26 protein-coding genes are annotated in these 23,546 nt (G+C 70.0%); 9 read left to right on the top strand and 17 right to left on the bottom strand.

All coding sequences use genetic code 11. The annotated features are described in order from the left end of the window. Positions 1–34: 34 nt before the first annotated feature. Entirely contained in the window at positions 35–754 is a 720-nt protein-coding gene (locus tag RM788_RS30240) for a TetR/AcrR family transcriptional regulator (RefSeq protein ID WP_315921364.1), read from the top strand. Then, positions 751–1,041: a DUF4873 domain-containing protein gene (locus tag RM788_RS30235; protein ID WP_315921362.1), complete on the top strand. Its 291-nt coding sequence runs from the start codon at positions 751–753 to the stop codon at positions 1,039–1,041. The genes RM788_RS30240 and RM788_RS30235 overlap by 4 nt, the downstream gene beginning before the upstream one ends. A gap of 904 nt (positions 1,042–1,945) precedes the next feature. Here the strand turns inward: RM788_RS30235 and RM788_RS30230 are convergent. Continuing rightward, positions 1,946–2,176 (bottom strand): DUF3107 domain-containing protein, encoded by a 231-nt coding sequence (locus RM788_RS30230; RefSeq protein WP_315921360.1) that lies wholly within the window; start codon positions 2,174–2,176, stop codon positions 1,946–1,948. A 78-nt stretch (positions 2,177–2,254) separates the two neighbouring features. Continuing rightward, a complete protein-coding gene (locus tag RM788_RS30225; RefSeq protein WP_315921358.1) occupies positions 2,255–2,932 on the bottom strand; it encodes a ferritin-like fold-containing protein in 678 nt (225 codons plus the stop codon). A gap of 336 nt (positions 2,933–3,268) precedes the next feature. On the opposite strand from RM788_RS30225, the gene RM788_RS30220 reads away from it, so the two are divergent. From RM788_RS30220 to RM788_RS30210, 3 genes are all read left to right on the top strand, one after another. Next, positions 3,269–4,993 carry a DEAD/DEAH box helicase gene (locus RM788_RS30220; protein WP_315921356.1) on the top strand — a complete coding sequence of 575 codons (1,725 nt, stop codon included), beginning with the start codon at positions 3,269–3,271 and terminating at the stop codon, positions 4,991–4,993. 45 nt (positions 4,994–5,038) lie between these two features. Next, a complete protein-coding gene (locus tag RM788_RS30215; protein WP_315921354.1) occupies positions 5,039–6,409 on the top strand; it encodes an Rv3212 family protein in 1,371 nt (456 codons plus the stop codon). Positions 6,410–6,470: 61 nt separating this feature from the next. Then, complete coding sequence (locus RM788_RS30210) at positions 6,471–7,346, top strand: alpha/beta fold hydrolase (RefSeq protein WP_315921352.1); 876 nt, start codon at positions 6,471–6,473, stop codon at positions 7,344–7,346. Positions 7,347–7,428: 82 nt separating this feature from the next. Here RM788_RS30210 and RM788_RS30205 read toward each other — a convergent pair whose 3' ends face one another. The 5 genes from RM788_RS30205 to RM788_RS30185 form a co-directional block, all read right to left on the bottom strand. Further along, on the bottom strand, positions 7,429–7,761 hold the full coding sequence (locus RM788_RS30205; RefSeq protein WP_315921350.1) for a hypothetical protein: 333 nt from the start codon (positions 7,759–7,761) through the stop codon (positions 7,429–7,431). Between the two features lie 8 nt (positions 7,762–7,769). After that, a complete protein-coding gene (locus RM788_RS30200) occupies positions 7,770–8,609 on the bottom strand; it encodes a RecB family exonuclease (protein ID WP_315921348.1) in 840 nt (279 codons plus the stop codon). Between the two features lie 451 nt (positions 8,610–9,060). Further along, positions 9,061–9,918, bottom strand: coding sequence for a PHP domain-containing protein (locus tag RM788_RS30195; protein WP_315921346.1), 858 nt, complete (start codon positions 9,916–9,918; stop codon positions 9,061–9,063). A 35-nt stretch (positions 9,919–9,953) separates the two neighbouring features. Further along, complete coding sequence (locus RM788_RS30190) at positions 9,954–10,514, bottom strand: PH domain-containing protein (RefSeq protein WP_315921344.1); 561 nt, start codon at positions 10,512–10,514, stop codon at positions 9,954–9,956. Between the two features lie 38 nt (positions 10,515–10,552). Continuing rightward, complete coding sequence (locus tag RM788_RS30185; protein WP_170155688.1) at positions 10,553–10,711, bottom strand: hypothetical protein; 159 nt, start codon at positions 10,709–10,711, stop codon at positions 10,553–10,555. Positions 10,712–10,852: 141 nt separating this feature from the next. Here RM788_RS30185 and RM788_RS30180 point away from each other — a divergent pair, with 141 nt between their 5' ends. Then, positions 10,853–11,281 (top strand): NUDIX hydrolase, encoded by a 429-nt coding sequence (locus RM788_RS30180; RefSeq protein ID WP_315934804.1) that lies wholly within the window; start codon positions 10,853–10,855, stop codon positions 11,279–11,281. 70 nt (positions 11,282–11,351) lie between these two features. Here the strand turns inward: RM788_RS30180 and RM788_RS30175 are convergent, their stop codons facing one another. After that, the gene (locus RM788_RS30175) at positions 11,352–12,461 is read right to left on the bottom strand and encodes a DUF2332 domain-containing protein (protein ID WP_315921342.1); all 1,110 of its coding nucleotides are present in this window, start codon (positions 12,459–12,461) and stop codon (positions 11,352–11,354) included. A 1-nt stretch (position 12,462) separates the two neighbouring features. Continuing rightward, the gene (locus RM788_RS30170) at positions 12,463–12,966 is read right to left on the bottom strand and encodes a MaoC family dehydratase (protein ID WP_315921340.1); all 504 of its coding nucleotides are present in this window, start codon (positions 12,964–12,966) and stop codon (positions 12,463–12,465) included. Between the two features lie 326 nt (positions 12,967–13,292). Between RM788_RS30170 and corA the strand changes: the two genes are divergently transcribed. Continuing rightward, on the top strand, positions 13,293–14,378 hold the full coding sequence (gene corA, locus RM788_RS30165; RefSeq protein WP_315921338.1) for a magnesium/cobalt transporter CorA: 1,086 nt from the start codon (positions 13,293–13,295) through the stop codon (positions 14,376–14,378). A gap of 453 nt (positions 14,379–14,831) precedes the next feature. Here corA and RM788_RS30160 read toward each other — a convergent pair whose 3' ends face one another. From RM788_RS30160 to RM788_RS30145, 4 genes are read right to left on the bottom strand one after another with little or no spacing between them, the layout of a single operon-like run. Continuing rightward, positions 14,832–15,914, bottom strand: coding sequence for a DUF2332 domain-containing protein (locus RM788_RS30160; protein WP_315921336.1), 1,083 nt, complete (start codon positions 15,912–15,914; stop codon positions 14,832–14,834). A gap of 51 nt (positions 15,915–15,965) precedes the next feature. Further along, positions 15,966–16,766 carry an ESX secretion-associated protein EspG gene (locus RM788_RS30155; protein WP_315921334.1) on the bottom strand — a complete coding sequence of 267 codons (801 nt, stop codon included), beginning with the start codon at positions 16,764–16,766 and terminating at the stop codon, positions 15,966–15,968. Then, a complete protein-coding gene (locus RM788_RS30150; protein WP_315921332.1) occupies positions 16,763–17,107 on the bottom strand; it encodes a hypothetical protein in 345 nt (114 codons plus the stop codon). Before RM788_RS30150 ends, RM788_RS30155 begins: the two co-directional genes overlap by 4 nt. A 12-nt stretch (positions 17,108–17,119) precedes the next feature. After that, the gene (locus RM788_RS30145; protein WP_315921330.1) at positions 17,120–18,391 is read right to left on the bottom strand and encodes a WXG100 family type VII secretion target; all 1,272 of its coding nucleotides are present in this window, start codon (positions 18,389–18,391) and stop codon (positions 17,120–17,122) included. 100 nt (positions 18,392–18,491) lie between these two features. Between RM788_RS30145 and RM788_RS30140 the strand changes: the two genes are divergently transcribed. Further along, positions 18,492–19,169 (top strand): metallophosphoesterase family protein, encoded by a 678-nt coding sequence (locus RM788_RS30140; protein ID WP_315921328.1) that lies wholly within the window; start codon positions 18,492–18,494, stop codon positions 19,167–19,169. Continuing rightward, positions 19,159–20,010 carry a chromosome partitioning protein ParB gene (locus RM788_RS30135; RefSeq protein WP_315921326.1) on the top strand — a complete coding sequence of 284 codons (852 nt, stop codon included), beginning with the start codon at positions 19,159–19,161 and terminating at the stop codon, positions 20,008–20,010. Before RM788_RS30140 ends, RM788_RS30135 begins: the two co-directional genes overlap by 11 nt. Here RM788_RS30135 and RM788_RS30130 read toward each other — a convergent pair. The 4 genes from RM788_RS30130 to RM788_RS30115 are packed head-to-tail and all read right to left on the bottom strand — an operon-like array spanning position 19,991 to position 23,451. After that, positions 19,991–20,962 carry a hypothetical protein gene (locus RM788_RS30130; RefSeq protein WP_315921324.1) on the bottom strand — a complete coding sequence of 324 codons (972 nt, stop codon included), beginning with the start codon at positions 20,960–20,962 and terminating at the stop codon, positions 19,991–19,993. The two genes, RM788_RS30135 and RM788_RS30130, sit on opposite strands and share 20 nt — an antisense overlap. Before the next feature lie 57 nt (positions 20,963–21,019). Next, positions 21,020–21,913: a nucleotidyl transferase AbiEii/AbiGii toxin family protein gene (locus RM788_RS30125; protein ID WP_315921322.1), complete on the bottom strand. Its 894-nt coding sequence runs from the start codon at positions 21,911–21,913 to the stop codon at positions 21,020–21,022. Further along, entirely contained in the window at positions 21,910–22,500 is a 591-nt protein-coding gene (locus RM788_RS30120) for a type IV toxin-antitoxin system AbiEi family antitoxin domain-containing protein (RefSeq protein WP_315921320.1), read from the bottom strand. The genes RM788_RS30125 and RM788_RS30120 overlap by 4 nt, the downstream gene beginning before the upstream one ends. A 60-nt stretch (positions 22,501–22,560) precedes the next feature. Then, entirely contained in the window at positions 22,561–23,451 is an 891-nt protein-coding gene (locus RM788_RS30115) for an SDR family NAD(P)-dependent oxidoreductase (RefSeq protein WP_315921318.1), read from the bottom strand. Positions 23,452–23,546 lie beyond the last annotated feature (95 nt).

The raw sequence follows: 23,546 nt of genomic DNA, 5'->3' as shown, positions 1-23,546 counted from the left end.
TGAGGTAACGGTTACTTCTGGTAGCGTGCGTCACATGGCTCGCACTGTCAAGGGTGGTTCGGACGCACGCCGTGAACGGTGGAAGGGACACCGGGAGGCCAGGCGCGCCGAGTTCGTGGAGGCGACGATCAGGGCGGTGGCCAAGCACGGCCCCGACGTCGGCATGGACGAGATCGCACTGGAGGCCGGCGTCAGCAAGCCGGTGCTGTACCGCCACTTCGCCGACAAGTCCGACCTGTACCTGGCCGTCGGCAGACGCGGCACCGACATGCTCATGGACCGCCTCGGTCCGGCGATCGAGCAGGACGGCCCGATCCGCGACCGCATCCGCGGCATCGTCGACGCCTACCTCCGCGTCATCGAGGAGAACCCCAACCTCTACCGCTTCGTCGTCCGCGGCTCCTTCACCGACCGCCCCGTCGAACAGGACGTCGTCAACGAGGACAAAGCCCTCATCGCCGCGACCCTGGCCCGCATCCTCGGCGACTACCTGCGCGCGTTCGACATGGACTCCGGCGGCGCCGAACCCTGGGCCCACGCCCTCGTCGGCATGGTGCAGAACGCAGGCGACTGGTGGCTGGACCGCCAGTCGATGAGCAGGCAAAGCCTCAGCGAATACCTCGCCACCATCATCTGGCACGCCATCGACGGCCTGCTCCGCTCCGCGGACGTCCACGTCAACCCCGACCAACCGCTACCCGGCGGCCTGTTCACCGAACCCGCCCTGCGGCTGATCAACACGGAGGAAGCGTGAGCGACGACGAAGAGGGCTACACCGGCACGGCCGAACTCGTCTTCGACACCGAAACCGTGCCCGTGGAGGTCGAGTTGCGCGGGTTCTTCCAACCGATCGACGGGCGTTACCACTGGTACGGACGGGTCGCCGCGAACGACCAGGTGTCCGCTTTGGTCGAGGCCGGCGCACGCGCCGCCCTGTTGCGGACACCAACCGGCGAAGCCAGGGGAACACTGACGGACCCAGATCCCTGGCGGCGATACCGGGTGGACGGAATCAGCACCCCACCGTTCCAGGTGGGCTGAGTCCACACCGAACGCGCGACCAGGGGTCCCCCGGTTGTGAGGACCCCCCGATTCCAGACCGTACTCAGGGGGTCTGACAATTTTCGGCAGGCAGCTGCACACCCAGGGCTAGCCCCTGGACCGGCGCAGTTTGGACACTTGGCCAGCAAAGCCGATATCCCATCGCGAAGCGATGAATACCCGGTCCGGCGCAGCTCGGACGCCAAGTCCGACGCGGAGTGAGCAATGCCTCGCCCAGACGCCAAGTCGATGCGCGAGTCCATCACAGAGCGATGGATGCCGATGCGGAGCATCGGATGCAGTCCGGTTGCGGAGCGCCAGACAGGTCGGACACAGCCCGATACCTAACCAGGCGGAACCCGATACCCCGACGGCGCAGCCGCTCCCCCACATCCGGCGCGGAGCGCCCGCCGTCTTACCGACGCGCAGCGAGGTACCCGAGTCAGGCGCAGCCTGATACCCCGTCGGCGCAGCCGCTCACCCGCATCCGGCGCAGAGCGCCCAACGCCCTACCGACGCGCAGCGAGGTGCCCTGTCAGGCGCAGCCTGATGCCTGGTCTGCACAGCCGATACCCGAGTCAGGCGGAGCCTGATGCCCCAAGTCACGGCGAAGCCAGACCTCCCCCTGCCCCCGATACACAGCGCCCTCCTGCCACACCCCTGTTTGTCAAGGCGTCTTTCCCGCCTTGACAAACAGGGGTGTGGCATTGAGACAATCGCGCCACGGGGGCCGGGCTACGCCAAGCGGTAAACCCACCACGCACCCAGGAACGCACCCCACAACCAAGCCCCACCACCCCCCACCCCCAAACCCCCAAAAAAGCAAAGGGACCACCCCACCGGGTGGTCCCTTTCCTGCTTCCGCCCCCACCCACAGGGGCAGGACGTGCCTAATCGCCCGAACCTAGTCGCCCGAAGCGAACCCGACGCGACGCGAGTCGCTCGGCCCGATCTCGACGTAGGAGATGCGCGTCGTGGGCACCACGAAGCGGGCGCCCTTCTGGTCCACCAGCACGAGCTGGCCGCTCTGCTCCTTGAACGCGACGGCTACCAGCGACTCAACCTCGTCAGGGGTGAGACCGCTGGACACGACGAGCTCCCGCGGGCTGTCCGCGATGCCGACCCTGACCTCCACGCTGACCTCCGTGCACAAAAGACTCCGACGCTCGACCGGTCCCACCTGCTGACCCGTCGACGATTACCGATCTCAACCCTAGCCGAGCCCGAGGTTGCCCATGCGCCGCGTGTGGCTCTGCTGGAGCCGTCGGAAGAGGCCCGCGATGCCCGCGAGGTCGCCGGAGCCGCGGATGATGAGTTCGGCGAGTCCGTCGCGTTCGGCCACCACGTACTGGGCCTGCGTCAATGCCTCGCCGAGGAGCCTGCGACCCCACAACGTGAGCCGGTCGCGCAATTTGGGATCGGCTTTGCAGGCCGCCAGGACTTCGCGCTCGGCGAACGCGGAGTGGCCCGTGTCGGCCAGCACGGCGAGCACGAGGTCCTTGGTGCCTGCGTCGAGCCATTCGGCGATCTCGCGGTAGAAATCGGCCGCCAGACCGTCGCCCACGTAGGCCTTGACCAGTGACTCGTGCCACGACCGGGGCGCTGTGGAGGAGTGGAAGTTGTCGAAGCCCGCGACGAACGGCCGCATGACGTCCTCGATCACGACGCCGCGGTCGGCGAGGTAGCGCTCGAGCTGCGAGTAGTGCCCGATCTCGGCCGCGGCCATCGCCGAGAGGTCGGCCCGGCCCGCCAGAGTCGGTGCTGTACGGGCATCTTCCGCCAACCGGTCGAACGCCGACAGCTCGCCGTACGCCAGCGCGCCGAGCAGGTCGACGACACCTTCCTCGATCTCCTGGCCCTCGACCACGGGGGTCGGCTCCGCCTCGCTCATGGTCCCGAGCCTAGTGGGCGGGCCGCTCGGGCGAGAGGACCCGCAGGTCTCGGTCCACGCTCGAACTCCGCGAGAAACCCCGATCGGCGTACCTGGCGGGTAGACTCGCTCTTCGACGCCCGGCGGTCGACGCTGCGCGGCCCAGGTCGGCATTCCCGCCGACGGGCTCGCGGCAGTGACGGAGCCGCGGTTGCAGATCACGGCGGCATGGTGCCGCCACGTGAGGGTGCGCGCACAAACCTCGCAGGCCCTCCCGCTCCCCGCCCGGCCACTCCCGATCCGGCCCGTTGGCGGTGGAGCGGTCGAGAGGCCCGTCCAGGGCCCGTGCGCGCTGGTATGAGAGAGGCGATCACCCTGACCGCTAGCGATGACGACCTGACCAATCTCGACCCGGTGGCACTGGAGCACAGCGAGGCGGGTGTCCCCGACGAGGACACCTCCCTGCCGCTGATGGCCAACGCACCCGTCGAGAACACCGCCCCGACCTTCGCCGAGCTGGGTGTGCGCGAGGAGATCGTGCGCGCCCTCGGCGAGGCGGGCATCGAGCGCACGTTCGCGATCCAGGAGCTGACGCTGCCGCTCGCCCTCGCGGGCGACGACGTGATCGGCCAGGCCCGCACGGGCACCGGCAAGACCCTGGGCTTCGGCATCCCGCTGCTGCAGCGCATCGTCTCCCCCGGCGACGGGACGCCGCAGGCGCTCGTCGTGGTGCCCACGCGCGAGCTGTGCCTCCAGGTGACCCGCGACCTCACCGAGGCCGCGAAGTACCTCGACATCAACGTGCTGGCCATCTACGGCGGCCGCCCGTACGAGCCGCAGATCGCCGCGCTCCGCAAGGGCGTCGACGTGGTCGTGGGCACGCCCGGCCGCCTGCTGGACCTCGCCGAGCAGCGCCACCTGGTGCTGGGCAAGATCCGCAACCTCGTCCTGGACGAGGCGGACGAGATGCTCGACCTGGGCTTCCTGCCCGACATCGAGCGCGTCCTGCGCATGGTCCCGGACGAGCGGCAGACGATGCTGTTCTCGGCGACCATGCCGGGCCCGATCATCACGCTCGCGCGCACGTTCCTGAACCAGCCCACGCACATCCGGGCCGAGGAGAACGACGCCAGCGCGATCCACGAGCGCACCGAGCAGTTCGTCTACCGGGCGCACGCGCTCGACAAGGTGGAACTGCTGGCGCGGCTGCTCCAGGCCAAGGACCGCGGCCTGTCGATGATCTTCACGCGCACCAAGCGGACCGCGCAGAAGATCTCCGACGACCTCGCCGAGCGCGGCTTCGCGGCCGCGGCGGTGCACGGCGACCTCGGCCAGGGTGCCCGTGAGCAGGCGCTGCGCGCGTTCCGCGCGGGCAAGGTGGACGTGCTGGTCGCCACCGACGTCGCGGCGCGGGGCATCGACGTCGCGGGCGTGACGCACGTGGTCAACTACCAGTGCCCCGAGGACGAGAAGACCTACGTCCACCGCATCGGCCGCACGGGCCGCGCCGGGCGCACCGGTGTCGCGGTCACGTTCGTCGACTGGGACGAGGAGCCGCGCTGGAAGGGCATCAGCGACGCGCTGAACCTGGGCAAGCCGGAGCCGGTCGAGACGTACTCCACGTCCGACCACCTGTTCACGGACCTCGACATCCCGACGAGTTCCACGGGCAGGCTGCCGCTGGGTCAGCGGACCCGCACCGGCCTGGACTCCGAGCCCGAGGAAGACCTCAAGGGCGACAAGAAGGGCGGCCCGCGCAAGCGCGCCCGCAGCCGCACCGCCCGCGGCGGCACGTCGTCGGGCGCGGAGCAGCAGCAGCCCGCGTCGTCGAGCACGCCCGCGACGAAGACCCCCGAACCGGGCGAGGAGGACGGCACCCGTCGTCCGCGCAGGCGGCGCAGCCGCGGCGGCGCACCCGTGGCGGGCGAAATCGCAGGTCAGGCTCCCGAGGCCACGGCCGAGGGCGCTCAGGGCGAGGCTGGCGAGCGTCCCGCGAGGCGGCGCAGGCGTCGGCGTCCGGGCGGCGAGTCGGGCGGAAACGCGGAGGCGGCTGCGAGCGACACCGTTTCCTCGGCAGACTGACACCTGACGCGAGCGGTGCACGAACGAACGATCGGGAGCCAGGTAGTGGGACAGTCGGAGCAGGTCGAGGATTCCGCACTCCTGGCTCCCGAGGCGAACGGGCACGGAACTCCGCGGGTCAACGGGCACGAACCGCCCCCGGAGGACGTGCTCGCGCCACCGGAGGCGGACTCCGAGGACCCGCCTCCGCACGTGCCGACCCGGTCGTTCCGCACGCGGGGCGACTTCATCGCGGTCGCGCTGCTGGTGGTCGTCGCGCTGGTGGCGGCGCTGCTCGTGTGGGTGTTCTCGGACGCCCGCGCGACCACGTCGCAGACCACGTCGGCCCCGGCGCCGGAACTGCCGCAGGTCACCACCCTGCCGCCGTCGCTCGCCGAGGTGTGGCGCGCGCCCAGCGGCGGCACCCCCTCGCCGGTGTGGCTCGGCTCGGTCGTGGTGACCGGTGACGGCGGCGAGGTCGTCGGCCGCGACCCGCTGAGCGGCGAGGTCCGCTGGCGCTACAGCCGCGACCGGCCGCTGTGCACGATCACGGCGGCGTGGGACAAGGCGCTGGTGGCGTACAGCAAGGGCACCGGCTGCTCGGAGCTCACCTCGCTCGACCCGGTCACCGGCGCGCGCGGCCCGCAGCGCAACGGCGACGCCGAACTCGGCACCAGGCTGCTGAGCGAGGGCTCGCACGTGGTGACGACGGGCAAGAAGTTCATCGAGGCCTACCGCAAGGACGACCTCGTGCGGTCCATGGAGTACGGGCAGCTGCGCGCGATCGTGAACCCCAACAAGCAGCCGCGCACCGGGTGCGACTACGGCTCGTTCGCGGTCACCACCGGCAAGGTCGCGGTGCTCGAACGCTGCTACCACGACGATCCGGCCGACCGCCTCACGATCCTGAAGCCCAACCCGGACCCGGCCGACACCCCCCAGGTCATCAGCAGCGTCGTGCTCGGCGCCAAGAACGCCCGCGTCGTGGCCGTCACGTCGAACCGGGTCGCGGCCGTCGTGCCCGGCAGCCCGGCGAAGCTCAGCGTGTTCGACGCGGACACCGGCGGCCTGATCGCCGACTACCCGTTGGACATCCCGGAGTCCGACCTCGCGGGCGACCCGCCGAACGGCGTCGTGCCGATCACGACCAGCACCGCGAACATCTACTGGTACACCGGTTCCCGCACGATCGCCCTGTCCCTGGAGGACCTGAGTCCGAAGTGGACGGCGCTGGACACCATCGGTTCCGGCAGCACCCTCGCGGGCCAGGTCCTGATCCCGGTCAAGGACGGCCTGCGGGTGCTCGACCAGGTCACCGGCGCGCAGATCGGCACGATCCCGGTGAACCGGCAGGGGTACCAGGGGTCCATCCAGTCCAGCACGATCGGCCCGGTGGTCCTCGAACAGCGCGGCTCGGAGCTCGTGGCCCTGCGGTAGGGGTCACACTTCAGGGGACGACGGAAGACCCGACCGGGTGCGGTGGGGCAGACTGCGAGGCGTGTACTCGCAGATCAGCCCCCACCGCGCCGACCGGATCGACCTGCCGGGCCGCTACGGCGCCGTAGCCGCGCTCCGCGCGCCCGCGGCGGGCACGGACCTGGGTGCGACCGCGCTGCTGGTACCCGGCTTCACCGGTTCCAAAGAGGACTTCGCCCCGCTCATCGACCCGCTGTCCGACTCCGGCCTCGAGGTCGTCGCCATCGACCTGCCGGGCCAGTACGAGTCGGCCGGTCCGATCGCCGAGTCGGACTACCGGCCCGCCGTGCTGGGCGAGGCGCTGGCCGAACTGGTGGCCAAGCTGTCCGCCGAGGGGCGGCGCGTCCTGCTGCTGGGGCACTCGTTCGGCGGCCTGGTGGCGCGCGGAGCGGTGTTCGCCGGCGCCCCGGTCGCCGGTCTCACGCTGATGTCGTCGGGGCCGGGAGAGCTGCCGATCGGCGAGCGGCGCACCGCGCTGGACCAGGGTGAGGCGTTGATGCGGGAACACGGCATCGAGGCGGCGCACCAGGTGGTCGAGCAGCGGGCGCTGGCCAACCCGAACTGGCCGGTGCTGCCCGATCGGCTGCGCGACCTGCTGCGCGACCGGTTCCTGCGGTCCACGCCGTCGAGCCTGCTCGGGATGGGGACGGCGATCCGGGTGGAACCCGACCTGGTCGCGAAGCTCGCCCGCACCCTGCGCACCGCCCAGGTGCCGTGCCTGGTCGTGTGCGGCGAGGCGGACGACGCCTGGTCCCCCGCCGGACAGCGGGACATGGCGGAACGGCTGGACGCCGACTTCGCCGTCCTGGCAGGCGCGGCGCACTCACCCAACACCGAAACCCCGGACGCCCTGCTCACCACCCTCCTACCAACCTGGCGCGCCTGGCTGACCTCCTAACCCGCGAGTCGAACCCCCAGACACCCCGTGTCGAACACTCAGGCACCTTGAGTCGAACACTCAGGCACCGCGAGTCCCTCGCTCAGGCCCACCAGTAGATCCACAGCACCCCGAAGCCCACCACGAGCACGGCCAGCGAGAGCAGCGCGGACAGCCAGCCGCGCCTGCGGTCGGCGAGCACCTGCCCGACGATCGCGACGACCGCCGCCCCCCAGTGCCCCATCACCACGTCCCAGCCGGGCCCCGGCAGATCGCGGCCCCTGGCGTAGAGCTGGACCACCACGAGCGCGATCGCCAGCATCACCATGCCGACGGCGAAAGCGCCGCTGATGCCGCGCCACATCCGGGCCACCAGCGGTTCGCGCTTGGGCATCGGGGCGGGCGTGGGCAGTTCAACCGTGATCGGATCGCTCATGGTGCTCCTTACGGCGCGAGCATGGCCCACGGGTCGAGGGAGGGTGCGGCCTGCTGCCCCTCGGGGCAGCTGCGGCGGAAGTCGCACCAGGTGCACTGCCTGCCGGTGCGGGGCGGGAACAGGATTTCCGGGTCGCCGCCCGCGGCCAGGGTGTCGGCCGCGAGGCCCATCTCGTCCGCGGCCTCCTCAGCCCTGGTCACGTGCCTGCCGAGGCTTTCGTCCGTGTGGTCCCAGACCGACACCGTGCCGGTCGGCAGGTGGTGCAGCTCGACCCGCGTGCACGGCTTGCGGAGGGTTCGGCGAGCGGCGAGCGCGTACAGGGCCAACGCCTGCGAACCGCGGGCATCGTCGACGGTCAACCCGTGCCTGCCGGTCTTGTAGTCGACGATGACCAGCTCGCCGTCGCGCAGGTCGATGCGGTCGACCCGGCCCTCGGCGACGATCTTCGACGTCGGCGTGGACACCCAGCGCTCGATGCCCACCGGTTCGATCGTGGTGTCGATCTCGGCGACGTAGTCGTGGACCCAGTTGTCGGCGCGCTCCCGGTAGACGGCGGCCTGCTCGGCGTCGCGGAAACCGTCGTTCTTCCACTGGCGGTGCACGAGCGCCACCGCCTGGTCCGGGGACCGCTTGTCGGCGGGCAAGTCGAAGAGGGCCTTCAGGGCGTTGTGCACGACGGCGCCCAGGGTGTTGTGCGCCCATGCGCCACCACGGGGTGGACTCGGCCGGTCTAGGTACGCCATTCGATACCGGCGTGGGCAATCGGCCCAGTTCGCCAGTTTCGACGGTGTCACCCGGACGAGTTTGCGCGGCATCGCGCCGAAGTCGAACCCGAGCTGCTCCTGCACCCGGCCCAGGCTACGCAAGGACACCGACAGTGCACTCACAGGTATGTGGGTTGAGGGGGTGGAGGGTGTGTCTGTTTGGTCGGGTTGGGGGTGTTTGGGGGGGTGCTCGCTTGGGGCTGGCTGCTGGTTGTGTTGTGCCCACCCTGCGGAACCCGGCCCCCGGCGCGCGATTGTCTCAATGCCACACCCCCGTTTGTCAAGGCGGCAAAGATGCCTTGACAAACGGGGGTGTGACAGGAGGGCGCTGTGTATCGGGGGCAGGGGGAAGTCTGGCTCCGCCAGCATCAGGCTGCGCCTGACCAAGGGCACCTCGCTGCGCGTCGGTAGGGCGGAGGGCGCTCCGCGCCGGATGCGAGGGGGCGGCTGCGCCCGCGGCGGGGTATCGGGCTGTGCCCGGCTATCCCTCGCTCCGCGACGGATCGAGCACCTCGCTGCGCATCGGGGTGGGTGGTTAGCCGACGAGGATTTTGCTGCCGGTGGCGCGGTCTGCCAGGGCGTCGAGCATTTCCGGGGCGGTGGTTTCCGCGCCCAGGCGGACGGTTTTGTTGGTGCCGTGGTAGTCGCTGGAGCCGGTGACCAGGAGGTTGAGGTCGTTGGCGAGGGAGCGGAGGCGGGTGCGGGTTGGGGGGTCGTGGTCGGGGTGGTCGACTTCTACGCCGGTGAGGCCCTTGGCGGCGAGGTCGGCTACCACTTGGTCGGTGACGATGGGGCCGCGGGAGACGGCGAAGGGGTGTGCGAGCACGGTGACGCCGCCTGCGTCGGTGATCATCTCGATGGCGCGTTCGACCGGCGTGTCGGTTTTGGGGACGTAGTAGCGGCCGCCGGTGAGGTACTTGGCGAAGGCCTCGTTGACGCTTTCCACGACGCCGGCGCGCATCAGGGCCATGGCGAGGTGGGGGCGGCCTGCGGGGGCGTCGTCGGGGAGGGCCGCCATCAACTCGTCGGGGTCGATGGGGAAGCCGTCCTCGACCATGCGGACCGCCATGACGCGGACGCGGTGCCTGCGTTCGGCGCGGAGCCTGAGTTGCTCCTCGACGAGGGCCTGCGACGTCGGGTCGTAGAGGTAGGCGAGCATGTGGACGGTGATGAGCCTGCCCAAGCCGTCCGTCGACGCGCACGACAGCTCGGCGCCGCGGACTAGCCGCAAGCCGGGCGGCAGCGCGGCGGCAGCCTCCTGCCACCCCGCCGACGTGTCGTGGTCGGTGATCGCGACCGCGTCGAGGCCGGTGGCCGCCGCGGCGGCCACCAGTTCCGCGGGCGAGTCGGTGCCGTCGGACTGACTTGAGTGGGCGTGCAGGTCGATGCGCACCCGTGCAGTGTGGCCGACGGCCTCGACCACCGTTCCTACGGCACCATCTTCTTGCCCCGCGCGACCCGTTGGGCCTTGATCATCGAGAAGCGGTCGGCCTGCGCCTTCTTGTCGCCGAAGGTCAGTTCCGAGATGGCGTCGTACACCTGCTCGGGGTTCGGCAGGAACTCGATCCTGTTCAACGCCTGGATCTGCCCCGCCGACTCCACGACCAGCGTGCCGTAGCCGAACATCCGGCCCACCACGGTGCGCTCGTAGGTGAGGTCGGTGACCTTGGTGATCGGCATCATCGCCACCTTGGTCTCGAAGACCCCGGAGGAGATCATGAACCGCTTGTCCGTCACCACGATCCGTTCGACCCACCACTCCATGACGAAGTAGGCCAGCCTGAGCAGCACGAGCAGCGCGGCGTACCAGAGGATGTTCTGGACGATGCCCGCGTTGTCCGGCAGCAGGTACGAGATCATCATCGCGCCGGCCAGCAGAGCACCGGCTTCGAGGATGTCCCAGATCAGGCTGCTCCAGTGCCTGCGCACCCTGATGACCCGACGTTCGGTACCGAGCAGGTACTCGTCGGGGTCACGTGGAGCGAACATGGCCTACCGCCTCTCGCCGTCGGAGGGAGCCGGGCGACTCAGAACAATTGTTTCACGAAGGTGATGAGCGCCTCAGCTGCTCCCCGGAGCGTGGCCAGGATGTTCTGCACCAGCTGGGCCGCTTGCTGCGGCTCCGCGATGAGGAAGAACAGCAGCAAGCCGACCCCTGCGAAGGTGAGAATCTTCTTCAGATTCACAATGATCAACCCCGTCCGCTACCCGCACCCTGTTGGCGCCAGATGAAAACCGTTGTACCGCACTCCGCGGCACGTTGGAGGATTTGTACCGCACATGGGTCAGTGCGGTGCACCACCGATCCGGTATGATTACTCTCCGTGATAGTAGCGGAGGGCGTTCAACCGGCGATCCGCTGTGTGGGCGGGATCGTGTTCGATCGTGGAGGACGACTGCTGCTTGTGCGACGCGTCAATCCCCCAGGTGAGGGGTTGTGGTCGATCCCCGGTGGCCGAGTAGAGCAGGGCGAAACCGATCACGAGGCCGTGACGAGGGAACTCTTCGAGGAGACGGGACTCTCCGTCACCGCGGGGGCTCTGATCGGCAGAGTCACCCGTCCGGCCGAAGGCCGCGTGTACGAGATCCACGACTACCTCTGCCAGGTGCGATCGGGCGTGCTCCGGGCGGGGGACGACGCGTCGGACGCCAGGTGGACCTCGGTTGCGATCTTGAGCACACTTCGGGTGTCCGATCTGCTCGTCGAAGGGCTCTACACCACCCTTGACGAGTGGGGACAGCTCCCGCGGAGCTGATCAAGCCCACCCGATCGGGTTCGGGCTCGTTCCACGATGCGGGACGCCGTCACCAACGCCCGCCCGGCCCTCAGGGCAGCCAGACGAGACGCTGGCCGTGCAGGCCCGTCTTCGCCAGCGCCCGGACGGTCGGCGCGGCGCCCGAGCCGTCCCAGTGGGCCGTGCCGAGCACGCCGAACGCGGGCTCGTCCGGACCCGGCCGGAGGTCCTCGCGGCCCGGCAGGACGTGCTCCAGGCCCGCGGCGTACGCCTCGTGGCTCACCCACCACACCGGCCGCCCCAGCGCGCCGAGCGCGGCCGTGAACTCCGTCCGGCGGGGCTCGGCGAGCGACGACATGAGCGTGCTGGTGATCACCACGAGCGGCACCTCGCCGGGCACGAGCGCCGCGGCCTTCGCCAGGTCGTCGACGGGGTCGCCGGTGACGAACACCGGCGGCTTCTTGCGCTGCACGGTGGCGGCGACGCCGAAGTACCGCAGCCGCTCGGGCTGGTCGGCCCAGATGCAGGCCTCCAGCCACGCGTAGGCGTCCTCGTCGGTCAGGTCCGCGGGCGCGCTGTCCAGACCGACCTTCGCGGCGACCTTGACCGTCTTGGGCAGCTTCGGCAGTTCCGCGCCGGGCGCGAGTTCCAGCGCGCAGTGCAGCCCGAGCAGCGCCTTGGGCGGGCCGCTGACGAGCTGGCCGGCCTGCTGGGTCTGGTAGCGGTAGCCGTACAGGTCGAGCCCGAGCAGCAGCCCGGCGCCGGTGCCCGCCTCCAGCAGCCCGATCGGCGCCCCGGCCTGCTTGGCCACGGCGGCGACGGCCGGGAACAGCAGCGCGGCCCGGCGGACCTCGTCGGTCCGCGTGGTGCGGCCGGCGATCAGCGCGCGCATCTTGTCCGACCGCTGGAGCACGAAGTCGCGGAACAGCGGCCACGTGCGCTCGTCCGCGCCGTACGTACCGCCCAGCGACGGGTAGTAGTTCGACAGCTCGTGGAACGGTTCGGCCTGAAGCAGCCGGTGCGCCGCCGCCAGGAGGAGGGCCGGGTGGGCCGACTCCTCCTCGGCGGCGGTCAGCAGGCCCGCGACCCCCGGATCGTCGGCGGCCTTGAGCGCCAGGTGCTCGTAGAGCGGGGAGACACCGGCGGCCTCCACCTCCGCGAACCGCAGCAGGCTGCTCCGCACCAGATCCAGAGAGGTCACGTCACTCCTTCGGTTCGGGCCTACCGGGCTGCTCGCCGCCACGGCTCTCGCCGTAGGACACCTTCGGCACCATGACCTTGCGCCGGAACACGCAGACGACCGTGCCGTCCTGCTTGTACCCGCGGGTCTCGACGTACACCACACCCCGGTCGTCCTTGGACTTCGACGGGGTCTTGTCGAGCACCTCGGTCTCACCGTAGATGGTGTCGCCGTGGAAGGTCGGCTTGATGTGCCGGAGCGACTCGACCTCCAGGTTGGCGATCGCCTTGCCCGAAACGTCCGGAACCGACATGCCCAGCAGCAACGAGTAGACGTAGTTGCCCACGACGACGTTCCTGCCGAACTCCGTGGTCTCGCCCGCGAAGTGCGCGTCCAGGTGCAGCGGGTGGTGGTTCATCGTGAGCAGGCAGAACAGGTGGTCGTCGTACTCCGTCACCGTCTTGCCAGGCCAGTGCTTGTAGACCGCGCCGACCTCGAACTCCTCGTAGTAGCGACCGAACTGCACCGCACGCCTCCAGTGGTGTGATCCGAGAACCGGATGACCGGCAGGACAGTAGAAACACCAAGGGAGTACCCTCGGCAACCGGTCTGTGAGCGAATCCACCGCTCGTGGCCGCCGACCCGAGGAGGTGAGGACGAACTCATGAAGAACGAACCCCATCCTGCGAGTACCACCCGCGTCCTCACCGGTTGGGTCCACCTCTAGCCCTGGCTCTAGTGGTCGGCCCTGCGGTACCGGTCGGGACGCTCCGGTGTCGGAGTCCCCACTGCAGACCCCCGTGAGGCTCCGGCGCGTCGTCAGCACTTCCACGACGTGTACCTGGAGGACCAATGCGCAACCTGCCTTCGCTTGGCGGCCTGCGGGGCCGCGCGCCCCGACGCCTCACGGCGACGCCGATCCCCATCCCGGTGCCGCTGTCCGCGTACGTGGTCGACTGCGCGGTCTACGTCGACGGCAAGCGCCTTCCCGGTCGCTGGACCCACACCGACGCGGTGAACGAGGTCCGCGAGCGCGGTGACGGCTTCGTGTGGATCGGCCTGCACGAGCCGGACGAGGAGCAGATCCAGGGCGTCGCGGAGACCTTCGGCCTGCACGAGCTGGCCGTCGAGGACGCCGTGCACGCCCACCAGCGGCCGAAGCTGGAGCGCTACGACAACACGCTGTTCATGGTCCTCAAGACCGTGCGGTACGTGCAGAACGCGTCGCCGGACACCGCGAACGAGATCGTCGAGAGCGGCGAGATCATGGTGTTCCTCGGCCGCGACTTCGTCGTCACGGTGCGACACGGCAACCACTCCGGGCTCGGCGTCGTGCGGCAGGTGCTGGAGGACGACCCGGAGAAGCTGAGGGTCGGCCCGGCCGCGGTGCTGTACTCGATCTCCGACCACGTGGTGGACAACTACCTGGACGTGACGCAGCGCATCGAGGACGACATCGACCAGATGGAGGCGATCGTCTTCGCGCCGCGCAGCCGGGTCAGCGCGGACCAGATCTACCTGATGAAGCGCGAAGTGCTGGAACTGCGCCGCGCGGTGATGCCGCTCGCGGTTCCGCTGCGGCGCTTGGCCGAGGGGTACACGCCGCTGATCCCGGAGCAGGTGCGGTCGTACTTCCGGGACGTGGACGACCACCTCATCGAGGTGTCGGAACGGGTCACGAACTTCGACGAGCTGCTCACGACGCTGGTGGACGCGACGCTGGCGAAGATCACGCTCCAGCAGAACTCGGACATGCGGAAGATCTCCGCGTGGGTCGCGATCATCTCGGTGCCGACGATGGTGGTCGGCGTCTACGGGATGAACTTCGAGAACATGCCCGAGTTGAAGTGGAAGTACGGGTATCCGCTGGTGATCTCGGCGGTGATCGTGGCTTGTTTGATCTTGTATCGAATATTTCGTCGGAACCGCTGGCTGTAGTCCTTCCAGTCACCATCCGATCCGACGGGATGTTTGATCATGACCCGAATCTTCTCGAACCCCCGCTTTTGGGTGCTCGCCTTTCTCATGGCTTGGTTGACGATGATCACGACGATCATCGCGCAGCAGCCTTGAGTTGAGCGAGGTTGAGTCCCAGCGGGGTTGTACACGGCTGCACCCGGTCGCCGAGTGTTCTAGACTCGACGTCTCTTGTCAAGGCGGGAAAGATGCCTTGACAAGAGACGTCGAGTCTAGAGCGGCTTTGTATCGGGTGCAGGGGTAGGTCTGGCTACGCCAGCATCAGGCTCCGCCTGACAAAGCACCTTGCTGCGCGTCGGCAAGGCACCTCGCTGCGCGTCGGTAAGGGGCGGGCGCTCCGCGCCGGATGCGAGGGGGCGGCTGCGCCGGTGTGGGGTGTGGGGTGTTGGGCTTGGCTTTGGCTTTTTGTTTTGTTCAGTCCCAGCTTTGTTGTTCCCAGGTGAACGGGATGCCGTGGCCGCCGCCGCTGCCCAGGCGTAGTGAGGCGCCGGCGGGCCAGGTTTTCAGGAGTAGGCGGAATTCGTAGCCGGTGTGGGTGCGGCGGGGTTCGTAGACGAGTAGGGCCAGTGGGGCTTCGGGGGTTGCGCGGGCGGCTGCGGCGGCCAGGATCGCGCGACCCTCGGCCCTGTCTGCGGGTGAGACGTACTGCCACACCACCGAGTGCCAGACCACGGTCAACACGTCGGGCACGGGGGTGGCAAGGCGTTCCGCGAGCCAGTTCGGGCCGGTGGCCCGCTGCACGGGGGCCGGGTCGAGGGCGGCCAGTTCCAGGGCGGACTGGAGGCGGTCCCAGCGGTCGAGTTGGTCGGCCCACACGAAGGACGACAGGGTGAGGCGCCCGTCCTCGGTGGACAGGTCGACCGGGTTGAGGTCGCAGCCTTCGCGGTCGACGATCCGCAGCGGTCGGGTCAGGTCGGCTTCCGGGCGGCCGGTCCACTGCGGGTCGAGGGTGAACGGGCTGTCCGGGTCGCCGTGGACCTCGTCTTCCGCCGCGCGGTAGGCGATGCGGTCCGGGTGGAGGTTGAGGCCCGCGCTGGCGCCGATCTCCAGCAGGCGCACCGGGAACGGGGTCCGTCTGCCCGCGACGGCGGCGGCGTGCTGCGCGGCGACCTGGAGGCCGCCGAACAGCGGGGCGCTGCGGCCCGGTTCGTTGGTCTGCACGACGGTCGCGCCGATCCGGCCGCGCAGCTCGTCGGTGTGCTCGTGCAGCACCGGCAGGACGTCGTCCCACAGGGTTTCGAGGTGCGGGGAGCCGCCGACCGACGGGTAGTGCTTGGCGAGGCCGGGGGCGCGGCCCTCCAGTACCAGGCGGTGCAGGGCGGCCGTGAACCGCAGGCCGGGCACGGTGCCCATGCGGTCGCGTTCGTACCCGGCCATGACGCGGGTGGTGACACCACCCGAGCACAGGTCGTCGGCGGCCTTCAGCAGCAGGGTCGCGGTGAGGGGGCTGAATCCACCGCAGGCCTCGGCCGCGTCGGTGAAGAGCTGGGCGAGCACCCGTTGACGCTAACCCGTTCCGCCCGGCGCGGGGAGCCGGAAGGGGCTATTTCACCCTTCCCGGCGCAACGGCGCCAACAGCCTGCGCACAGCGTCGCGAACGTCTTCGCGCGGCAACGGGTTCGCGCTGACCCACTCGCCCTCCTGGGAGACCTTGTAGCGCCCGCGCGGGGTGTCCAGCCACGACAGCTCGCCGCCGAACCGGACGTCCTCGCGGTCGTCGCCCGGCAGCCCGTTGGGCTTGCTGGCGCCGAGCTGGCCCTGGCCGAGCACGGGTTGCAGGTGGGCGAGCATCCGGCGCAGCACGCGGTCCTCGACGCCGTTGTGCTCGAGCAGGTCGGGCAGTTCGGCCTCGCGGAACGAGCCGCCGTCCTCGATGCGCCTGCTCATCTCGGCCTCGGCGGCGCGCAACGCCCGCAGCGGCACGCTGATCGGGCTGGACCCGGCCTGCTCGACGTCGGGGATGAGCCGGACCAGCGCGTCGACCGCGCGGTCGACGCTGAGCGACCGCAGCCGGACGACCTCGTCCTCCTCATCACTGCGCTGCACGGCCAGCAGGGCGTTGCGGCCGTCGACCATGGCGACGGCCCGGATGGTCGCCTTCTCGCCGACCACCACGACGTCGAGCGCGCCGGTGCGGTCGCGCAGCAGGCGGACGAACTCCTCGGCGTCGCCGATCGGGCCGCCCTCGGTCGCGAGACCGCGGGCCTGGAGCGTTTGCAAAGCAGCCTGGAACACGACGGAGCGTTCGAGGTCGGTCGTGCCGCTGGACGGGATCTCCAGCGGGAACGGCGGTTCGACCTCCGCGTAGGTGCAGAGGAGGTCGACCTCGTAGGGGTGCAGCTGGGTCACGTCGTGCGCAGCGAGTGTGCGGAGTCGGCGTCGTCGGCGCGGTAGCGGGCGGCCGTCTGCTCGGCGCTGGTGACGAACTCGCCCATCCGGTCCAGCGCGACGCCGAGCTGGTCGAGCAGCCCGTCCGCGCCCGCGAGCCGGTCGGTGAACTTGTCCGACAGCGCGCTCCCGACCGGGCTGGTACCCATGTGCGGGGTGTTGGCCGGGTGCATCAGCTCCTCGGCGTCGCGGCGCATGGCCTCGAAGTGGCCGCGCACCTCCGCGACCGCCACGGCGAAGTCCTTGACCTGGTCGGGCTCGACCTGCCAGCCGCCCGCGGAACTCGACTCCTGCGTGTACACGTTCGTCCTTCCCTACAGGCCGATGACCGGCGGAGCGGCTTTCTCGTCACTGCTGAACAGGTCTTCCTCCAACGGGAAGCGCCGGTCGTACTCGCGGTCGTCGTCGCCGTTTGCGCCGCGGCCCGCCATCGGACCACCGGCCATGCCCACGCCGCCACCGGCGCCGAGACGGCCTGCCGCGCCGAACTTGCCAGCCGCGCCGAACCGGTTGCCGTTGCGCAGCATGTCGCGCGCGCCCGCGCCGACACCGCCGCCACGGCCGGGCGGCAGCGCGCCGAGCAGGCCGCCGGGGCCGCCGAACGGGCCGAAACCGGCACCGAAACCGGCACCGGACCTGGCTCCACCGGCACCGAAGCCGTTGAGACCGCCCGCACCGCCACTGCCCGCGCCGCCGCCGAGACCGCCCGAGCCCGGACCACCGGTCAACGCGGACCACCTCGGGTCCTGGCCGCCGCCGACGAAGCTGGGCACCGTGACGCCGCGGCCGTCGGTCGGGTCGGGGAGGGTGCCGGGAGGCAGGGTGCCGCCGCTGCCGGGCAGCGGCCGCTGGTCGGGCGGAAGCGTGCCGACGCCACCGCCACCGCCGGGCGGGAGGGCTCCATCGCCGCCCGCGCCGCCGTTCGCGGGGCCCATGAAGGCCGGGGTGGTGCCGTCCACGTCGATCGCCGCGTTCTCGAAGCGCTCCATGGTCTGCACCGCGCGCTTCTTGAGCTTCTTCTTCTTGCTGGCCCCGCCGAACATCGAGCCGATGCCGCCGATCATGGCGCCGATGCCCGCGCCGATCGGGCCGCCGACCGCGAACCCGGCCGCGGCGCCGCCGCCGAGCGAGGACCAGCTGAACCCCTCGGGCGGGGCGGGCATCTGCTGCTGGGCCGAACGCAGGGCGCCCGCCGCGTTGTCGATCGGGCCTGCCATCTTGCTGGCGGTGCCGCCCAGCTCGGCGAGCCAGTCCACGTTGCGCCGGACGGTCGAGGTCGCCTCGTCGGCGGCGGCGCCGGACCAGAACTGCATGAGCTTGTCGAGCGAGCGCTGGAGCTCGTCGGAGCGGTCCGCGATGCTGTCGCCCTGGCGGGTCCACGTGTCGGCGAGCCGTTCCACGTTGACCGGGTCGGCGTTCTCCCAGACCATCTTGAACAGGTTCTTGTGGCTGAACCCGTCCCAGTGGGTGCCACCCGCGACGTACCGGTCGTCCTCCCGGCCCTTGGCGCGCGACTCCGCGAATTGCTTCGCGGCCTGCGTCACGAATGTGAACAGACCCTGGAACAGTCCTCCGCTTTCCACCACGTCCGTCTCCCCCGGCGTCAAGATGTCGAACTTGCAAGCTAGCCGATCCGACGCCGCCCACGACAGGTCAGTTCCACCCGATCCGAACTACCCTCGCGGGATGCCGAAGGTTCTCGCGGTCGCGGACGAAGTGGTCGAACGGCTCTGGACCGACCAGGTTCGCGACCACGACGTGGACCTGATCGTGGCCGCGGGCGACCTGCCGTTCGACTACCTGGAGTACCTGTCGACCGCGCTGGACCGGCCGTGCGTGTTCGTGCCCGGCAACCACGACACCGACCTGACCGGCTACGCCAACGTGCGCGGGCTGTGGACCAAGGCGGGCATCCCGTCCACGTGGCCGGGGCCGGAGGGCGGGATGAACGCCGACCAGCGGGTCGTCGACGTCGCGGGGCTGCGGATCGCCGGTCTCGGCGGGTCGATCCGGTACAACGAGGGCCCCAACCAGTGGACCGAGCGCCAGCAGGCCCGGCGGGCCCGGCGGATGGTGCGGCAGGCGGGCTGGCGGCGGCTGCGCGACGGCCGCGGCGTGGACGTGCTGCTCACCCACTCGCCGCCGCGCGACTGCGGCGACGAGCCGGACGCCCCGCACCGCGGGTTCACCTGCCTGCGCACCACCGTGGAGCGGCTCCGGCCGCCGCTCATGCTGCACGGCCACATCCACCCCCACGGCGAGCCGAAACCGGACCGCCGCCTCGGTGGCACTCGGGTGGTGAACGTCGTCGGGTACAAGGTGCTGGACGTCCCCTCGACCGCGGAGGTCCGGAATGCCCCGTGACACCGGCTTCCCCGTCGCCGACGCCGAGAACGACTTCACCCGGATGCGGCGGCAGCAGGTCCTGTCGAGGCTGTCGACGTGGCTGCGCCGCGAACCCGACGACGTGAACATCATGCTGCCGTTCGACGAGGTCGTGGCGGCGCTGGGCTGGGTGGGCGAACGCCGGATCGGCGCGCACACCATCCGGCTCGACTCGATCGTCGGCAGCGTCGACCGCACCCGCGATTTCGACCGCCGGTTCCGCCCCACCTCCGCCCGGATGCGCCAGCGGTGGCAGCGGCTGGCGCTCGCGCAGCGGCGCGGCGAGTCCGTGCCGCCGATCGACGTGTACCGGGTGGGCGACCTGCACTTCGTCGTCGACGGCCACCACCGCGTGTCCGTCGCGCACGCCTTGGGCCTGGACGTCATCGACGCGACCGTCACCGAGGTCCTGACCCGGATCAACGCCCACGGCATCCGCCACCGCGGCGACCTGATCGTGAAGGACTACCGGCGCCTGTTCCTGGAACGCGTCCCGCTCACCGGCGAGGCCCGCGCCGCGATCGTCCTCGCCGACCCGTGGGAGTACGCGCGGCTCGGCGAGCACGTCGAGGCCTGGGGCTTCCGCCTCATGCAGGACGAGGGCGCCTTCCTGGACCGCGCCACCGTCGCCCGGCGCTGGTACTCGGAGGAGTACGAGCCCGTCGTGCGGATGCTGCGGCAGGCCGACATGGTCGGCGCCCGCCCGGAGACCGAGGCGTACATGTGGGTCGCGGGCGAGCGCTACCGGCTCATCCGCAACCACCGCTGGGACGACAACGTCATCGACACCCTCCGCGCCACTACCGAGGTGCCTCGGTAGCGGGCATCGGCCGCGCCTGGTCCATGACCCGATCCGCGTAGCTGTCCAGCAGCCTCGTCGCGAGCTGCTGCGAGTACCCCAGGATCACCGCCCAGAGCAGGAGGGCGGCCTGCGACGCGATCCCGATCAGCCCCGTCGTCACGCCCGCGCCCAGCGCCAGGATGCCCACCACCGCCAGCGCGGAGCCGAGCAGGATCTTGATGATCGCCTGGTACCCGATCATCACGTACGGCGACAGGCTCGGACGACGACGCAGCAACAGCACCACCGCCGCCAACACCGCCCCGAACGCCCCCAGCAGCTGCACCAGCCACACGTCCGCCGCCGACGCGTTCTTCCCACCGGGGCACACCGACGGCAGCCGCTCGGAACTCACGCACATCGGCAGCAGTCCGGGCTTCACCAGCCCCACGACCCCCAGCACCGTGTTGATCAAGAACAAGACGACCGAAGCCGCGATCAGCTTGTTCCGCAACGCCCTCGACCCCGCGTGCGCGAAATCCGAGTTGTCGAACGCCGCCCGCAACGCGTCCACCACGATCGCCCGCTCGATCGCCGGCGTGAACTCCCCCGGCCGCAACTCCTCCAGTGCTTTCCGACGCGGATCGTCATCAGGCAGATTCGCCGCCACCCGCGCCTTCAGCCCTGGAATCCTCCCCAGGAACCCCTTCTCCGCCGCCACCGTCGCGATCTCAGCCTCGTGCAACGACCGCCAGGCCCGCTCGATGTGCCACCCCGACCACCAGGACGCCACGGCCTTCCACCGCGACTCCTTGCGCGTCAACATGTCATCCACCACGGCCGCCTCCCGCACAGCCGTCTCCCGCCACACGGTGCCCTCGGGATCAAGCGGATCAGGCGCCCCCAACGCCGCAAGATCCGCCCTCACCCGATCCAGCCGCGACTGCACCACCAACCGCCAGTCCGTCACCTTCGGTGTGCGCTCGACCATGGGTCGATCGTCGCAGCACCCACCGACAGCCTGACCATCGCCCGAACGGGTGCGGGGTCAGTTCCACCGCCGATCGCTCGGCGACCACTGCGCCTTCCCGCCGCCGACCAGCGGGTCGACGAAAGCCACGACCGCGGTCACGACGTCGGTGAACCGATCCGGCAGGTGCCCACCGTCGACGCCGAGCCTCTTCCTGAACGCCTGGTAGGCGCCTTGGCGCGTCGTCCCCAGATCACCCGTCACCTCGGACAGCAAGCGGAGGTCCACACCTCTGTGCACCGTGGTCGCGTCCAGAGCCGCGCGCATGTCGTCGTAGCCGAGGACGTGGGTACCGGTGAGGGTGAACAGATCGGCGTAGTCGCGAACCCTGCTGTTGGCGGCACCGAGTGCGATGGCCGTGCTGGCCTTCTCCGCGAGCACCGTTTCGACGGGGTAGCCCAGAACTGCCACGTCCGGCTCACCAGGGCGTTGCGACGGCAGGGCGAAGAACCGCGGTTCCGGTGTGACCGGGTCTCCGAAGTTGATGTCGAGTTTGAGCTTCACCCTGGCCGCCGAGACCCGGCTGTCCATGGTGACCCGCACCCCTGTGTACAAGTCGTCCTCCCTGATCGACTGGACGGCGACGGTGCCGGGCAGGTACTCGACACCGTCTTCGCGGTGGACGCCCGCCACCGCCAGCACGCGGGCGAGGACGACCGATTCGTCGTTGGCGAGGTCGCGGGCCAGCAGGTCGGCATCGGAGGTCGGCCTGCGAGCGCCGAGGACGGCGAGCAGCATCCCGCCTTTGAGCACGAAGGTGCCCGCGTGTTCGGATGCCGCGAGCCTGGCGAGCCAGCCCTCCAGCACGTAGAGGGTGAAGAGTTCCTGAGTGGTGCGCTTCTCCCGACGAGCCCGGTTCTGCAGGTCGAGGTAGGCCCGTCCACCTGCGGTCTCCTTGGTCACGCGGCTCATTCCGCGATCACCGCGTCCACAGCGGTGCGCAGCGGACCCAGCACGTCCAAGGCGCGAGCCAGGTCGAGCAGTTCTCCCGGTCGTGCGTCACGGCGCCGCAGGTAGCGACGCAGTGCCGCCAGCGCCAGCGGCTCGCCGAGCCTCGCTCGCAGCCTCATGAGGTCCACGACTGTTCTTCCAGGGCTGTACACGCGTGCCTGTTCTCCGGGCGCGGCCTCCGCGGAGGACAGGCCCAGTTCGAATGTGCCCACGGCGAAGCGGAACACCTCCGTGGGCGGATGGTCGATGCGCGGCGGGCGTTGACTCCGGGGAACCGCGATCTGCACGCTCATCGGAATCTCGTCGGTGAGGTTGTGCAGTGCCGCCGCGGACACGCAGCACACGATGGCAGAAGGTGCCCTCTGCCCGATCGCCAGCAGGTCCGGCAAGCTCGCGTGGGGCGCGTCCGCCTTGCGGAACACCCCGCGCGAGAGCTCGATCACCACCCCCTCGTCGCGCATTCGGTAGAGGTCGCGAACGTGGAGGCCGCTCGCCTTGGCCACGCGGGTGGTGAAGGTCGCTGGAAGCTGCCGCAATCCGACGGACATGGATAGAAGTGTCGCCATCATGACGTGTCCTGGCAACACATCTATCCCGCCGCGTACCCCTCAAGCCGTCTGCGAAGGCTCAACCAACTCCCGCAACCGAGGCGGCATCCTCTTCTCCAACCCGAACGGCTCCAAATGCGCCTGCAACACCCCCGTGAAAGCCCTCTCCACACCAGCCGTGTCCCACACATCGCTTTCCAAGATCGGCTGCTTGAAATACGGATGCCCCACCAGGTGCAACTGCCTCCCATTGCACCGGATGATCTGCCCCGTGATCCCCGCCGACGAATCCCCCAGCAGGAAAAGCACCAACGGCGCCACCTTCCCCGGCAGCCGATCAGCCGGAATGGCCCTCAACGACCTCTCCGACTTCCACACCATCCGCGTGTGCGCCACCGGGCACACGGCGTTGACCCGAATCCCCTCCCCTTCCAGATCCAGCGCCCACGAGGAACTCAACGAGGCGACAGCCCCTTTCGTAGCGGAGTACGTCGCCAATTTCCGCTGACCGAGGAACGCGCCGGAGGAGATGTTCACGATCGACCCGCCCTGCCCGTGCTCCCGCATCGCGCGCATGGCCGCCATCCCGGTGTAGATGACACCGAGGAGGTTCACCTCCACGACCTTCCGGATCGTGTCGGGGTCGTCTTCCCAGGGGAGGGTCTCGTAGTTCAGCCCGGCGTTGTTGACCAGGCCGTCCAGCCTGCCGAACTCGGAGATCGCGAGTCCGATGATCTTCTCGGCCTCGCTCGGGTCCGCGACGGTGTGCGTGCTGGCCACGGCGGTGCCGCCGTAGCTCCTGATGTGCGCGGCGACCTGTTCCGCCAGGTCACCGTCGTTGTCGTTGACGACCACCGACGCGCCCGCCAAAGCTGCGTGCATGGCGTAGGCCTCACCGAGGCCGCGGCCCGCACCCGTGATGACCACTGCTTTCCCGTCAAGAATCCCCATAACGCGCCCACTCCCGTCCCGGTTCCCCGACGAAAACCCAGCCGGGCTGTTTCCGCCTTCGACCAGCGTGGGCCGCTTCCGAAGGCGCCCCGGTG

The organism is Umezawaea sp. Da 62-37 (assembly GCF_032460545.1).
Taxonomy (GTDB): Bacteria; Actinomycetota; Actinomycetes; order Mycobacteriales; family Pseudonocardiaceae; genus Umezawaea.
Note: the sequence above shows the minus strand (reverse complement) of the source record. Positions and strands in the feature narration are given on the sequence as shown.

Bases quoted from the DNA above. Each gene is read 5' to 3' on its own strand.
- RM788_RS30240 (WP_315921364.1), top strand. From the start codon at position 35: ATGGCTCGCACTGTCAAGGGTGGTTCGGACGCACGCCGTGAACGGTGG.
- RM788_RS30225 (WP_315921358.1), bottom strand. From the start codon at position 2,932: ATGAGCGAGGCGGAGCCGACCCCCGTGGTCGAGGGCCAGGAGATCGAG.
- RM788_RS30220 (WP_315921356.1), top strand. From the start codon at position 3,269: ATGAGAGAGGCGATCACCCTGACCGCTAGCGATGACGACCTGACCAAT.
- RM788_RS30205 (WP_315921350.1), bottom strand. From the start codon at position 7,761: ATGAGCGATCCGATCACGGTTGAACTGCCCACGCCCGCCCCGATGCCC.
- RM788_RS30190 (WP_315921344.1), bottom strand. From the start codon at position 10,514: ATGTTCGCTCCACGTGACCCCGACGAGTACCTGCTCGGTACCGAACGT.
- corA (WP_315921338.1), top strand. From the start codon at position 13,293: ATGCGCAACCTGCCTTCGCTTGGCGGCCTGCGGGGCCGCGCGCCCCGA.
- RM788_RS30140 (WP_315921328.1), top strand. From the start codon at position 18,492: ATGCCGAAGGTTCTCGCGGTCGCGGACGAAGTGGTCGAACGGCTCTGG.
- RM788_RS30135 (WP_315921326.1), top strand. From the start codon at position 19,159: ATGCCCCGTGACACCGGCTTCCCCGTCGCCGACGCCGAGAACGACTTC.
- RM788_RS30130 (WP_315921324.1), bottom strand. From the start codon at position 20,962: ATGGTCGAGCGCACACCGAAGGTGACGGACTGGCGGTTGGTGGTGCAG.
- RM788_RS30125 (WP_315921322.1), bottom strand. From the start codon at position 21,913: ATGAGCCGCGTGACCAAGGAGACCGCAGGTGGACGGGCCTACCTCGAC.
- RM788_RS30120 (WP_315921320.1), bottom strand. From the start codon at position 22,500: ATGTCCGTCGGATTGCGGCAGCTTCCAGCGACCTTCACCACCCGCGTG.
- RM788_RS30115 (WP_315921318.1), bottom strand. From the start codon at position 23,451: ATGGGGATTCTTGACGGGAAAGCAGTGGTCATCACGGGTGCGGGCCGC.